The 14361-nt window shown below is 47.4% G+C and carries 14 protein-coding genes; 13 read left to right on the forward strand and 1 reads right to left on the reverse strand.

Annotated elements, in window-relative coordinates:
- The first annotated feature begins 121 nt into the window (after window positions 1–121).
- The 4 genes from AC6R0R_RS06080 to AC6R0R_RS06095 all read left to right on the forward strand — a co-directional run bounded on the left by AC6R0R_RS06080 (window position 122) and on the right by AC6R0R_RS06095 (window position 3126).
- Window positions 122–436: a DUF6693 family protein gene (locus tag AC6R0R_RS06080; protein WP_500626065.1), complete on the forward strand. Its 315-nt coding sequence runs from the start codon at window positions 122–124 to the stop codon at window positions 434–436.
- A 234-nt stretch (window positions 437–670) separates the two neighbouring features.
- Complete coding sequence (locus AC6R0R_RS06085) at window positions 671–1063, forward strand: hypothetical protein (RefSeq protein WP_500626066.1); 393 nt, start codon at window positions 671–673, stop codon at window positions 1061–1063.
- A 572-nt stretch (window positions 1064–1635) separates the two neighbouring features.
- Window positions 1636–1845, forward strand: a complete 210-nt coding sequence (locus AC6R0R_RS06090) for a helix-turn-helix domain-containing protein (protein ID WP_500626067.1) — start codon at window positions 1636–1638, stop codon at window positions 1843–1845.
- A gap of 9 nt (window positions 1846–1854) precedes the next feature.
- Entirely contained in the window at window positions 1855–3126 is a 1272-nt protein-coding gene (locus AC6R0R_RS06095; RefSeq protein ID WP_500626068.1) for a VapE domain-containing protein, read from the forward strand.
- Window positions 3127–3299: 173 nt separating this feature from the next.
- On the opposite strand, the gene AC6R0R_RS06100 is transcribed toward AC6R0R_RS06095, so the two are convergent.
- Window positions 3300–4625 carry a tyrosine-type recombinase/integrase gene (locus tag AC6R0R_RS06100; RefSeq protein ID WP_500626069.1) on the reverse strand — a complete coding sequence of 442 codons (1326 nt, stop codon included), beginning with the start codon at window positions 4623–4625 and terminating at the stop codon, window positions 3300–3302.
- 373 nt (window positions 4626–4998) lie between these two features.
- Here AC6R0R_RS06100 and AC6R0R_RS06105 point away from each other — a divergent pair, with 373 nt between their 5' ends.
- The 9 genes from AC6R0R_RS06105 (at window position 4999) to AC6R0R_RS06145 (ending at window position 14352) form a co-directional block, all read left to right on the forward strand.
- Window positions 4999–5352, forward strand: a complete 354-nt coding sequence (locus tag AC6R0R_RS06105; protein WP_500626070.1) for a DUF1428 domain-containing protein — start codon at window positions 4999–5001, stop codon at window positions 5350–5352.
- 178 nt (window positions 5353–5530) lie between these two features.
- Window positions 5531–6613, forward strand: a complete 1083-nt coding sequence (locus tag AC6R0R_RS06110; RefSeq protein ID WP_500626071.1) for a calcium/sodium antiporter — start codon at window positions 5531–5533, stop codon at window positions 6611–6613.
- 222 nt (window positions 6614–6835) lie between these two features.
- Window positions 6836–7576 (forward strand): nucleoside recognition domain-containing protein, encoded by a 741-nt coding sequence (locus AC6R0R_RS06115; RefSeq protein ID WP_500626072.1) that lies wholly within the window; start codon window positions 6836–6838, stop codon window positions 7574–7576.
- On the forward strand, window positions 7576–8043 hold the full coding sequence (locus tag AC6R0R_RS06120; protein WP_334552601.1) for a YjiG family protein: 468 nt from the start codon (window positions 7576–7578) through the stop codon (window positions 8041–8043). Before AC6R0R_RS06115 ends, AC6R0R_RS06120 begins: the two co-directional genes overlap by 1 nt.
- Window positions 8044–8053: 10 nt before the next feature.
- Complete coding sequence (locus tag AC6R0R_RS06125; protein WP_500626073.1) at window positions 8054–9178, forward strand: M20 family metallopeptidase; 1125 nt, start codon at window positions 8054–8056, stop codon at window positions 9176–9178.
- Between the two features lie 215 nt (window positions 9179–9393).
- On the forward strand, window positions 9394–10002 hold the full coding sequence (locus AC6R0R_RS06130; protein WP_500626074.1) for a DUF2913 family protein: 609 nt from the start codon (window positions 9394–9396) through the stop codon (window positions 10000–10002).
- A gap of 527 nt (window positions 10003–10529) precedes the next feature.
- Window positions 10530–12002: a protein adenylyltransferase SelO gene (locus AC6R0R_RS06135; RefSeq protein ID WP_500626075.1), complete on the forward strand. Its 1473-nt coding sequence runs from the start codon at window positions 10530–10532 to the stop codon at window positions 12000–12002.
- A gap of 148 nt (window positions 12003–12150) precedes the next feature.
- On the forward strand, window positions 12151–12879 hold the full coding sequence (locus tag AC6R0R_RS06140; RefSeq protein ID WP_500626076.1) for a response regulator: 729 nt from the start codon (window positions 12151–12153) through the stop codon (window positions 12877–12879).
- 24 nt (window positions 12880–12903) lie between these two features.
- On the forward strand, window positions 12904–14352 hold the full coding sequence (locus AC6R0R_RS06145) for an ATP-binding protein (RefSeq protein ID WP_500626077.1): 1449 nt from the start codon (window positions 12904–12906) through the stop codon (window positions 14350–14352).
- Window positions 14353–14361: the final 9 nt, after the last annotated feature.

A 14361-nucleotide genomic window follows, 5' to 3' on the forward strand; every position in this document is an offset into this window, starting at 1 on the left:
TAGCACCACAAAGCATTTAAGAGTGATTCGCAACGCTCGGCATTTTCACTTCGCTCAAGTATAGCCGAGCGTAGCTCACACCTTAACGCGGCGTTAGCAATACAAATAAGGAAAAAAACACATGAAACTAAAAGCAGATATAACGGTGTTAGATATTCTTGGGCATCTACTGATCTGGCTTGTTCTTTCAATTGTAACTTTTGGGATCGCTTTGTTTTTTTTGCCCTATTCATTTTGTAAGTTCATTATCAACAGAGCCTCAGTTATTGACGAGTATGGTGTCGAACGGAGGCTAAGTTGCAACATAGACCTATTTGGTGATTTGGGGCATGTGATTCTTTGGGCAATTATTTCACTTATTACGCTTGGTATTGGCTACATCTTCTACTTCTATAAAGTATGGAATTACGCCTTAAACAATACCACGGTAAACTGAGGCAATATTGCTAACAAATCGCTTAACAGGGACTCCTAACGCTTGGCCACTTTCATGAAAATCAGCCTCGGTGTTTAGGGCACATATTTTAAGTTGGGTGGTATAGCGTTATCGCCCGTTAGCAAAGGCGTTAGCTTTCTACAGGCGCCTACAAATATATATCTATATAGTGGTTATAAGCTTAAAATGTAGGCTTTGTGGTTTTGATGCTATTACGTTATTTAAGGTGAGTTTATGTTTCGTTCCAAGATAAAAGTCGGTTTAGTTGTTGTTGCTTTATCATTCCTGAATGCATGTGCATCCGGCTCGGCTATTGTGACGGGAGTTAAAAGACCTGCACTGGATTTCAATCAAGTTCGACTTTATCTGGATGCACCCGCGCAGTACGAAACTATTGGTATAGTTAAAGCATCTAGTGACGCTGGAATTACACAACAAGCTAGTCAGGATTACGCTGTTGAAGAACTCAAAAAACAGGCAGCAAAGCTTGGCGCAAATGGGGTTATCTTGACCACAACAGGTGAAAACACATCATCTATCATTTCAACTAATGCAGATGGCAGTATATACACTATCCCAGTTTCAGCCCAGACTGTCTCTGGGAAAGCAGTTTTCGTCAAGGAATAAAAAGCATACAAACGTTTAAGGTTTCAATATATATCTTCTAATCTAAACGAATTAGTTTAGAGCAGCACTCCTAAAACATTTTTCCAAAGGTGTGCTGATGCTGACCACTAAGCTGGATTAAAAAGGAGCTCCCTTAATTAATCGAGGTTTCCACTCGTAAGGTGTAGTTTGTTTTGCAACTTTGAATACCTCTTTAATGCAATTTTTACGCTGCGATGCAGTGTTTCCTGTCTCTAATTGAATTGTTTCACCTAATGGATGCTTGCTACTTATGTAATAATCATTTCTCCGCCTTAATGCCGGTAGAAGAGAGTAATCGGGTGTGTGAGCCCATTTAGACCATGCTTCTTCACCATTACAATCTTTACAGTTAAGTACTAGGTTCCAAACACCGTTGAGGTTGAGGTCTATGCTATCCGTACCCTTGCCAGCCCTTGAAACCAAAGGGCTGACGGCTTGTCGCTTAACTCTCTACACTAAAAACCGTTCCCCTCTTCTGATTGCCGTTAAACCTGATCATTCGTAGTCTGAATTTATCCAATTAGGATGATTTCAAACGAGGAAGATTAATTATGAGTAATTCAGAAATTTCAAAGTACGGCAAGAAGTTGAACCGTAAATCAGCAGCAGAGTATTTGGGTGTGACAGAAGGGACGCTCGCCGTTTGGGCATCAACTGGACGCTATCGCCTGCCATTTATCAAAGTGGGCCGTAAGGTGTTTTATACACTGGCTGACCTTGATGCTTTCCTTGAAAGCCGAGTTCAAACACAAACGGCATAAGGAGTGACTATGGATAGTGTTGTTGAAAAAGTAAGCCAGTTACACGACACGGTGAAACCTAACTACCCTGATTTAGATGCTAGGTTTAATCCGCTACCTACATCAAGAAACCTACAAGCGCTGTTAAAAAGCAATGGTGTCGATGTAGTGGTCAACAAAATGAATATGGAAGTTGAGTTGTTTGTCGATGGCCAAATGCTCGACAAAACAGCCGAGCAAAAACGTAGCTTGTTGATTGATGTTTGTGTTCGAGGTGGCTTCAAAAAAGAGATTCTAGCCGATCACCTTATGTCGTTGGCTGAGAACAACAGTTACCACCCTTTTGCCAATTACCTGCATGAAAGTAATTGGGACGGTATCGACCGTATGACACCTGTGATTGACGCCATGAACGCGAAGGATAAAGAGCTTGCCAGCTGCGTGATGCGAAAGTTTTTTATCGCGGTGGTGGCATCGGTATTTGAAACACCATTTAGCTCAAAATTGATTCCGGTTCTTCAAGGCGGGCAGTCGTTCAGGAAAACGGCGTTTATCAAGCGATTTGCCTCCGTGTTTGAAGGGGCGTTCTTGGAAGGGCAAGAGATCAACCCTGACTCTAAAGATTCAGTTATTAGCTGTATTAACAGCCTGATTGTTGAGCTCGGTGAGTTAGAGCGTACCTCTCGAAACAGCCAAGGAAGCCTCAAGGCGTTTATTACTAAGGAGGTGGATACTGTCCGACCCCCTTATGGCGCGAAGGATATTAAGAAACCTCGTCAAACGTCGTTTATTGCGACTGTTAACGTGACTGGCTTTCTACGTGATGAAACTGGCTCAAGTCGATATGCCGTTATCGAGCTGGCCGCGCCTATCGACATGGAACTGGTAAACCGTACCCTTGGTTGGCGATATGACAACGGTAGGCTAAGCCACCGTCATCCAGCAGAACTCAAGCAATTTTGGCTTCAAGCCTATGAACTATACAAGTCTGGTGAATCTTGGCACTTGACGGATACTGAGCTTGAGTTAGCCGCAAAGGTCAACAACGGGCACAATGCCAAAAGTTCTTACTATGAAGCCATCGTTGAGCGCTTCCTAATCGATGACCCTGAAAAGTACGTTTGGGAGTGGGTGACGGCTTCGGAGGTGTGTAAACACATCAATGTGCACGTAGATAAAAATAGAATCGTGGGTAAAGAACTTAAACGACTGGCACAAGAGGAAGGGGCGATTGAGTCTAAGGCTGGCAGGTCAAACACTACTCTATACCGCTTGCCTGTTTCCGTTCGTATTGCAGCCTGATTTGTTTATTCTCTTTAACCCACTAACCAATTTTTGTGGTTAGTGGGTTAAAGAAATATGGAAGATTAGCCGCTGTGTTTTAACCTAATAGGCTTAATGTCACTGGCTAGTTAGCCAGTCAATTTTGGCTAACAAAAAGTGCTTAAGCCAATAAATTCAAGGCTTCGTGCGGCTTAAGCCGTAAGAATGTCAGAATCTACAGATTGTTCCAAATAGCTCATCAATTCCTGCCTTGCTTCGATAGGCAGAGTATCAATCTCTTGCTTAATGCGATCTAACTTAGTCTGCAATGAGTCCCCAAGCATATAGGTGACGGTTTTCTCTAGCGTCTCTCTCACGCTATCGTCCGACAAATGAGCATACACATCATTGGTTATGCTGATGTTGGAGTGACCCAGTAGTTTACTTGTTGCCTGTATTGAGCCGCCCGATGTAACTTGAAAAGTGGCTAGGGTGCGTCTTAGGTCGTGAACTGTTAGATGCTTTTCCGGATTGTCGGGTGCGTACATGCCAACGCGATCGGTGATTCTTTGCCAGAAACCGCCTTTCCCGCTTTTATCGGTGATATGACCGAGTTGGCTTCGAGCGCTTGGGAATACAAATTCTTGGTTAAGTTCAGCTTCATGTGAGCGACGAACCAATATCCTCATTGCCTTTTGAGTGAGTGGAACAGAGTGAGCCTTTTTACTCTTGTTTTTACTGGCTGGAATAATCCAGCGACGATTATCAAGATCAATTTCTTGCCAGCGCATAGAAAGAACCATCGATTTGCGTTGACCCGTCAGCAGAAGCAAAAATATGCAATCTTGGTAAATCTGCTTTTCTTGGCTCAGTGAGTCAAAAAACTGCGCGAGCTCTTTCTTGGATAAGGTTCTTTCGCGTCTGAAAAGGGACTCATCAACCTTATTGATTTTAGCGAAGGGGTTAGGCTCGATATAGGCTCGATTAAACATCGATTTGAGCAAGGTTAGCGAATGGTTGTGTTTGCTGTATCCGTGTTTGGTGAACAAGTCCTGCATTAGCTTCCGCGCTTTCTCGGCATCAAAATCAGTGATGGCCTTTTTACCAAGCTTAGGCTTTAGGTGTAATCGGTAAAGAGTCTGGTTTGATTTAAGGCTACTGGCGCGGCGCTTCTTGGCTTTAATATCGAGCTCGAAAGAGGCAACATAGATATTGAACAAGTCATCAAAGGTTTGGCTTTCTCTGGCTTCTCTTTTTTGCTGGTTTGGGTTGATGCCGTTGGCAAGGTCGGTCGCCGTGTTTCGTGCCATTTCCCTTGCTTGCTCTACCGTCATCGTAGGGAACTCACCGAGTTTGACCTTGATGTTTTTTCCATTAACTTTGCGCTGAAAACGGAAGATTTTAGCGCCAGAAACCAAGGCATCAAGCACTAAACCTTGAACGCTTTTAGTGCTTCCCACGTCTCTATAGGTAATGCGATGTTTCGGTTTTTCTATGCTTTCTAACGCACGTTTTGTGAAGTTTATTCCTGTATCCATAACAACTTACCGTCAAATCCTGTGGTGCCTCTGTGGTGCCGTGGGTGTCAATTTAGAGCCATTTTGAGCTATTTTGGTTAAATATACAATTCGGTAATTTGTAGCTTAAGTATATGATAATAAATAACTATTAAGCTTTGTTAAACGAAGTTAAAAACCTAGTTTAATTCCTACAGGGCGTGCCATTTCTTTAGAAAGCCCCGATAACTCAATGAGTTGTCGGGGCTTTTGCGTTTCTATTGTGCCAAATCTCATTGCACGCTAATCAGTATCTGAGCGTCTACAGCTGACGGGGCGGAGCCAGTGATCAACAAGTGATCCACTCCTGCGTTGGTGGGCTATGGTTATTACTCCACATAAGAGGAGAGTGATCATGACATACGTTGATGGATTTGTAGCGGCTGTACCGACAGCGAACAAAGAAAAATACATGGCACACATAGAAATCGCCGCCGAAATGTTCAAAGATTTCGGTGCCTTAAGGGTGGTGGAGACGTGGGGGAATGAAGTACCTGATGGAGAGGTGACGTCATTTCCTATGGCGGTGAAAGCTCAAGACAACGAAACCGTGGTGTTCTCATGGGTTGTGTGGCCATCAAAAGAAGTTCGAGATCTGGCATGGCAACAGATCTCGGATGATCCGCGAATGAGCCCAGAGCAAAATCCTATGCCGTTCGATGGTAAACGAATCATTTATGGTGGTTTTGAGGTCATTTTGGACCAGTAATCATCGACTGTGTAGGCAATATCTAAGGCGCAGTTACCAGCCATGCGTTGCCACTCGATTGTACTAAGCGATAAGACTCGAATTGATCGAGCTTTATTCATCAATTCGAGTTATTTTAGCTTGTCCAACGCTGAATGCGTTCTTGGTGTGAATTGGCCTTCGAGTGGGTGAGGTAGACATGGATTATCTTCTTTTAGTTTTGGGTCTGATGTTGTTGATTGCCGGAGCTGACGGTTTGGTAAAAGGAGCAGCGAGACTCGCTGCCAAAGTGGGTATTCCAAGTCTGGTTATTGGTCTAACGGTTGTCGCTTTTGGCACCAGTGCGCCCGAGTTGGCTGTGAGTATCAATTCTGCCGTTTCCAATAAGACCGAACTGGCGATCGCCAACGTTGTCGGCAGCAACATTTTTAACGTTCTGTTTATCCTAGGTTTAGCGGCCGTCATTACGCCACTCACCATCTCAAAGCAGTTGATTCGCCAAGATGTTCCCATCATGGTTGGTTTAAGTGCGCTGGTCTTCTACATGGCGACAGATGGGCGATTAAACCTGTTGGACTGTGGGATTTTAGTCGCGTTATTGGTTGTTTACACCTCGTTTCTTTTTGTCCAGGGGAAGCGCAGTGAGACCGAAGCGGCAGAGGCGAGTGACGATGAAGTCGCTTCATTGACACAAGGGCATCAACCAGTATGGCAGAGTGCGTTGTGGCTCGTTGTTGGTTTAATCCTACTGATTGCGGGCGCAAATCTGTTGGTGAGTAGCGCTGTGAACATTGCGCGAGCCTTTGGGGTTAGCGAAGCGATGATTGGTTTGACGATTCTAGCCATCGGCACCTCTCTTCCTGAGGTCGTGACATCGATAGTGGCGAGCTTCAAAGGGCAAAGAGACATCGCTGTCGGGAACGTCGTTGGCAGTAATACGTTCAATTTGTTGGCGGTTTTGGGTATATCCGGTCTGTTTAGTGGTGCAGGACTTGTTGGCAACGAGCAACTCGTCTCACAAGACTTTCCGATCATGCTTGGCGTCGCTCTGTTGTGCTTACCTCTGATGTTGACAGGTGCGATAGTCAGTCGACTTGAAGGAGGGCTCTTTTTTGGCTTGTACTTCCTGTATAGCGCCTTCCTGATTGGTGACGTGAGTGATGCAGGCTGGCTGCCCACTTTGTCAATGGTCACTTGGAATGTGGTTTTCCCCATTGTGCTTTCCATTATTGTGATTTCTTTACTCAAAGACTGGTGGAGGCAAAAGCAGAAAAGGAGCTAATATCCGCATTGCCAACTTGTTATCACTTATTGGTAGATTAAATGCCTATTTGGGTTCTAATTGTTGGCTAAATATTCCAAATGTGATCAGTGTCACAATCGCAAATGTGACAGAATGATTACGCTCACCTTCCGCCTTCTACTTGATTTTGATCATCTATCTAGCACGTTGCTTGGGAGTACATTCGCCGCGCTTTTCCCCAACGAATAGATAGGTATCTTGATGACGACTCCGGTTCAATCTGAACGCAAGGTAACGATCGGCTGCTACATTGCGCTGGCGTTTGCGGTTGTGTTTTTCTCTGGTCTGATGCAATCCAATGAATGGTATGGCGTGTTGGACTTTACAACGCTCAATGGCTCTTTCGGTAAAGTTGCGCATGGCGTGACAGAAACCGCGGATGGCGTTCAAGCCGCGACCACTTCTTTCCGTGGTGTCGGTGGTAGTGGTGCGCGTGATGGCTTCATTTTCGCTTTAACTCTTATTCCTACTGTGATGTTCGCGCTTGGCATGATCAATGTGCTTGAGCACTACGGCGCCTTGGAAGCAGCGCGTAAGCTGCTGACGCCACTGCTTCGTCCAATCATGGGCATTCCGGGTAACACGGGCTTGGCGTTGATCGCCTCTTTGCAAAGTACGGATGCCGGCGCGGCGATGACGCGTCAGCTGAAAGACGAAGGCCAACTGACCAAACGTGAAACCGATGTGTTCACTATGTTCCAGTTCACGGCAGGCGCGACCATTGTCAACTTCTTCTCATCTGGTGCGGTTCTATTTACGTTAACGCTCGCGGACGGCTCTCTCGCGGTGACTTCGTCTATCGGCCTTGCGGTATTAGTCATGTTCGCATTCAAGATCATTGGCGCGAACCTATTCCGCATTTACGTCAATCTGACGGAAGGCAAAGAAGAGAAATCTGACGACAAGAAAAACAAAGAAACACTGACCGAGGAGACCGCATAATGGGTGACGTAAAAGCGAAAAAGCCAATGGTGACGGACATCTTCGTCGAAGGCGCGAAAAAAGGCTGGGTGATTGCAACCACATCGACGGTGCCAAACGTATTGATGGCGTTTGTGATCATTGCGGCGTTGCAAATCACAGGTGCTTTGGATCTGATGGGTACTGTGTTTGCACCTGTGATGGCGGTATTTGGTCTGCCTGGTGAAGCGGCAGCGGTACTGATTGGTGCATGGATGTCGATGGGAGGCGCGGTTGGTGTAGTGATCACCCTATTTGACCAAGGCATTCTCAATGGCGCGCACATTGCGATTCTTGCGCCTGCCATCTACTTGATGGGTTCACAGATTCAATACATGGGTCGTATCCTTGGCCCAATTGGCACTGAAGGACGCTACATCCCAGTGATGATTGCCATTTCGGTACTCAACGCATTTGGCGCCATGCTTGTCATGAACCTATTTGTGTAAGGGGGAGGCGATGTCATTTTCTCTCCAAACGTATTTAGATGAGCTGCGCCCGCTAGTCAATGTCGATTGCGGCACGTACACGACTGAGGGCATTGAGGTCATCGCTCAGCAGTTTGAGCAGAAGTTCCTCGAGATGGGTGGCTGGAACGTCAAACGCATTGACTGCACCAAAGCGGGTGTCGGGCTTGAAATTCGCAACAAACCTGACGCTGAGCAGATCGATGTGATGCTGATTGGTCACATGGATACCGTCTTTCCTGTCGGCACCGCTGCGCAGCGTCCGATGACGGTCGATGCAGAGAAAGCTTACGGCCCAGGTGTGTCTGACATGAAATCAGGCTTGCTCAATGTGGTGTTTGCGATGCGTGACCTTGAGGCAAGCGTATTGGATGCGCTATCGATCTGTATCTGCATGAACCCAGATGAAGAGACCGGTTCTCTTTACTCACAAGATTGGTTGCAATCGGTCGCGAAAAACGCCAAACACGTTCTTGTGGCTGAAGCGGCACGCGCCGATGGCAGCTTGGTCAAAGCTCGTAAAGGCATGGCGCGTTACAAGATTGATTTTCATGGTATCGCGGCACACGCGGGTAATGAGCCAGAGAAAGGCCGTAGCGCCGTGACGGAAATGGCAAACTGGATTCTCGCCATGAACGAGATGACCAATTTTGAGTCAGGCACCACTTTGAATGCCGGTGTGGTTTCAGGTGGTGCAGGCGCAAACATTGTTCCAGATTTCGCCCAAGTGATCGTCGATGTGCGCTTTTGGAGCAACGAAGAGTATGACGATGTCGATACACGCCTGAATGGCTTAACCCCGACGCCATTTGTTGACGGTGTGCGTGTTGCGCTTGAGCGTGAAGCTTACAAGCCATCCATGGTACCGAGTGACAAAACCGAGCGTTTGATGGCGTTAGTAGAGGACGCGGCCGATGAGTTGTCAATCCAAATGGGTTGGCAAGCGGTAGGCGGCGGTTCAGATGCCAACTGCACAGCGATCCTAGGTGTACCTACACTTGATGGATTAGGTCCGGTTGGTGCGGGATTCCACAGCGATCAAGAGTACTTACTGCTTGAGTCTATCGAGCCACGTATCCAGCTGTTACAACGCGTACTGAGTAAGCTCGCCAAATAGCGAAGTAATTGCTGTGCGTGATCGGGACTCGCACAACGGTTGATGAGCTTGAGCCTCACACTCTGGGTGTGGGGCTTTTTTTAGATTGGCATTATTTTTGCCTGCTTGTGCCGTATCGCATCTGTACATGGCGAAGGGTTTTCGGTAGCATAGCGGTCCTTTTCGTGTTTCAAACGACCACTTTCTCCGCGAGTTTCAGTTAGCTTCCAGTCATAATGCGCAGTATTCATTCCAAAATTAAACCCGAGTTTGAACCTCTCCTGTCTGAATTGGCGCTGCATGCATTGTTGCATTTGCGCACCAACCACAACGGAAAAGTACTGGCTCGAAAATCGCGCAATGATATTAACGACATTCTTTCTGCATGGTTGAATAAAGCCGCCAACAGTAAGAAATACAAGCCGTTCAAGAAGAAAGTACGCTCTATGGTGACCCATGCGCGCTCGCAGCGCCTCGATATGGAAGCCATGCTCGATAACTTATTGAGCCCGATGAGTGGCGACGAGTTACCTCATCTTGATAGCTTCTTGCTGCTGATTAATCAGTTAGAAAAAGAGCTCAATACCACCGTTCTCGTCTCAAGCCCTGAAGCGGTAGACTTAGCGTATAACCCGACAGGGTGTCTGCTGTGCGTGCTGTCTGCCGATCTCAATGGTCACTTTGACCGCCGAAATCGCTTGGTACAAAGCGTCTCTATGCTAATGCGCGGTGCGCACGGTGAAAAGCACGCGTTTTTGCGCACTATCTACACGTCTTCGATTTTTGATCACCAAATGGATTACGAAGACGAAAACTTCGTGCGAATCACGCTTTCTTTGCGCTAAGCGCCTGATTTTCTTTCAGCGCGCTTTTTCTCCTACAATCTGTTTTTAACGCCTTGTTTTTCTTCGTGATAATGAAGAAGGTTTCGTGATCTTGTCACAAAAAATTCACACAGATTGGGCTTGAGATAAAACGAAGATTTCATCATATTGTAATTAAGTTGTCATAAAGAGAAAAAATAACGAGGAGAATCTATGCAACATCATGAAATGATCGAACCCACTAACTTTGGTGTGATTAGCCGTACTTGCCTGTTCTCATTGGTCGGTATTCTCGGTGTTTTCGCACTGATCTAGTCGATTATCGGGCTGTATTTCGTTACGCGATCGATATCGTACTTCCGATACAGTATAGAGGCGATGCCTTAGTCTTCGATTAAGGCAGCCTTTCTCTTTATCACCCATGCTATCGGCCATCTCAGGCTTTCCTATCTCGAGCGCTCTTTTTCAATCCCGCTCACACTTTCTCTTGCTACTCTCTGCAACATTTTGCTAACGTCGGCGACAACACTCATTACATTGGGCCGTCTATGTCCTCGTTGTCATCTTTAGCGCTTACTCACCGTTTTTATCAACTGCCTAAGGTGTTTTACACGCCTGTTGAAGCAACGCCACTTAACAACACGCGTTGGGTAAGTTGGAACGCATCACTCGCCGCACAGTTTTCACTGGATGAGTCCCTGCCATCGGGCGATCTAAAAGCGTTTTTGGCGGGCGAGCAACGCGTTGAAAATTGGCCATCATTAGCCATGAAGTACGCGGGGCATCAGTTTGGGGTCTACAATCCTGATTTAGGTGACGGTCGTGGACTGTTGCTCGGAGAGCTAAAGGACGCCAAAGGCGAAGTCTACGATTTACACCTTAAGGGGGCGGGATTGACGCCGTATTCACGTATGGGCGATGGACGCGCGGTCCTACGCTCAACCATTCGGGAGTATTTGGGCAGCGAAGCGATGGCGGGTTTAGGCATTCCAACCACTCGCGCTTTAGGTATGCTCGCCAGCGATACCCCCGTCTATCGAGAGAAACAGGAGCGAGGTGCATTGCTGCTGCGTGTGGCGCGCAGCCACCTACGTTTTGGTCACTTTGAGCACTTCTTTTACACCAATCAGTTGAGTGAACTGCGTCTGTTGGCAGATAAAGCGATTGAGTGGTATTGGCCAGAGTGTCAAACCGCCACTAAGCCTTATTTGGCGATGTTTGAACAGATCGTCGAGCGCACCGCTCACATGATCGCTAGGTGGCAAGCGGTGGGCTTTGCGCACGGCGTCATGAACACGGACAATATGTCGATCCTTGGTGAGACGTTTGATTACGGGCCATTTTGTTTTCTGGATGATTATGATCCGCAACTTATCTGCAACCACTCTGACTACCAAGGGCGTTATGCGTTTGATCAGCAGCCTCGCATCGCATTGTGGAATTTGTCCGCGCTTGCCCATGCGCTGTCACCGCTGGTTGATAAAGCGGATCTGGAGCAGGGGCTCGGTCAGTTTGAGTCAGTGCTAAACCGCGAATTTAGCGCCATCATGCGCAAAAAATTAGGCCTCAAGACCAAATTAGAGCAAGACCCCCAGCTCTTTAGCGCCATGTTTGAGTTATTGGCTCAGCAGAGCGTCGACTATTGCCGCTTTATGCGCGCATTGTCGATGCTCGATAGTGAACCAGAGCAGAACGTCATCGATCTATTTGTTGATAGAGCGGCTGCGAGTGAATGGTTGTTGCTCTATTTAGCGCGTTGTGAATGTGAAATGGATGAAAGCGGAGCGCCTGTTAGCGCCCGTGAACGCTGCGCCGAGATGCGTCAGGTCAATCCCAAATACATTCTGAGAAATTACTTGGCGCAGATGGCAATCGACAACGCCGAACAGGGGGATTATCAACTGGTCAACGAGCTCGCGCTGGTGCTTCAATCTCCGTACGACGAGCACCCGAATTTTGAACATTTTGCGGCGTTGCCACCGGAATGGGGCAAACGGCTTGAAATCAGTTGTTCTTCTTAATTGACCATCTACTGATAGATGACTCGCTTAATGTTAAAAACTTGTGAGCTCCATTTGTTTTCTGTTCAAAAAATAAGGATTTATCCGTCACACCTATGGTGAGAACTGTCTAGACTGTGAGCTAACACCATAGGCAGTGATTGGCGAAATGAACAGTAAAATACTTGTTGTGGATGATGATCAAGAGATCCGAGAGCTTTTGGATGAGTATTTGTCTAAATCGGGCTTCCAAGTGGAAGCTGTGGCAGAAGGACAAGCACTTAAGCAGCATCTCGATGCAAAAGGTTACCCTGATCTGATTTTGTTGGATGTGATGTTGCCCGGCGAAGATGGCTTTGCATTGTGCCAGGCGATTCGTCGTGAATCCAATGTGCCCATCATTATGCTAACGGCGGTGTCGGATGATATGGATCAGGTGGTGGGTCTTGAGCTTGGTGCTGACGATTACATCGCTAAGCCGTTCAATCCACGTCAGTTGATGGCGAGAATCAAAGCGGTACTGCGCCGCGCCCAAGTGGTCGAAGAAAAAGGCTCGGAGCCGACCAGCCTACCCAAAACCATCGTGTTTGGTGACTGGCAGCTCGATACCTTGGCACACAAAATTACCCATACCACGACAGGGGAGCAACACGATTTATCTGGGAGTGATTTTGCTCTGCTGATGCTGTTTCTTACTCGCCCCAATGAAGTGCTAGATAGAGACACCATCTCCTTTGCGACCCGAGGCAGAGAAGCGCTGCCTTTTGAGCGTGGTATCGATGTGCAGCTCAGCCGGTTGCGCCATCGGTTGGGTGACTCGGCCAAATACCCTCAGTACATCAAAACCATGCGTGGCAATGGCTATATTCTTGCTGTGCCCGTTAGCGTTGAACATTAATACTTCTTTGAGTCAGACAACGTGATGAAGTGGTTATTACGCTTACTGAAACCCAATTCGTTGGTGACCCGGACACTTGGCCTTACCGTGTTGGCGGTGGTGATCGCGCAGGGTATTGCCACTTCTATTTGGTATACCGAGTCTAAGCACAAAGAGCTTGCAGGGATCCGAGACGCCTCGCAAAGCATGGCCAACATGTTTGCCTCTACGGTGACCTTTTTTCAGTCTCTGCCTACTGGCTATCGCCATATCGTGCTGGATCAAATTCGCAATATGGGCGGCACGCGCTTTTTTGTCTCGTTCAACAAAGAGCGATTGATTGTTGACCCGATTGACGATACACGCCTAAAACGCGCTTCAATCAATGCCGTGACAACGGTGCTCAAACAGAAGCTGCCTCGCGCTCGCTCGATAGACGTCAACTTCTCCCAGCCAGAAAACCTGCGCTTGCTAAAAAACGACATTTATTTGCACGATTTACCGAAATCGTGGGCGCATCACACGCTCACATTGTCACCGATTGATCCCCCGGTATTGGTGGTACAAATCGAACTGAATGAGCACGAGTGGCTGTACATCGCCGCCTTGTTGCCGGCGCCATACGTGACGTTGGATGACACCTTGATTGGCCGAGAGCAGATTTTATTCCTCTTCTTTTCCACCACCTTGCTGCTTGCCTTGACCTATTTACTGATGCGCCGTCAAGTGAAACCCTTGAAGCGTTTGGCCAAAGCCGCCAATGACATGAGTATGGATGTCGATCAGCCGCCTTTGGCCGAAGATGGCGCTCGTGAGCTGGTGGTGGCAACGCGCGCGTTCAATCGTATGCAGCAGCGTATTCGGCGCTACACTGCCGACCGTGAGCATCTGTTCTCTGCCATTTCACATGACTTAAAAACACCCATTACGCGTCTAAGGCTGCGAGCCGAGCTACTGGAAAGTGACGTGAAACGCAGCAAATTCAATAAAGACCTCGACGAGTTGGAAATGATGGTTAAAGGCGCGCTGCAATGTGTGCGCGATACCGACTTGCACGAGAACAATGCCTACATTGACCTCAATGAGATGATCCTCTCTGTCATTGAGCCCATGAACCACAAGCAACATTGCGTCGACTTTACCCCGATGACTATGGAGCCGATCGTCGCGAAGCCTTTAGCTATTAAGCGAGTACTCACTAACTTACTCGATAACGCAGTGAAATATGGTAAGCGTGCGTCTGTCACGATTGAAGTCCAGCGCGAGTGGATCACGGTGACGATTGATGACTGCGGCCCAGGTATACCAGAAGATAAGTTGGAAGCGGTGTTTGAACCTTACTTTCGTTTGGCAGAAGATGATCAAGGTCACGGCCTTGGGCTTGGCATCTGCCGCAACATTTTGCACGGACACGGCGGAGATCTCATTATTAGTAATCTCCCGCAGCGTGGCTTACGCGCGCAACTCTTTATCCCACCTGGCCTTGAAGTGTAATGTAACTGA

The organism is Vibrio sp. R12-SW3-ISO1 (genome assembly GCF_059834005.1).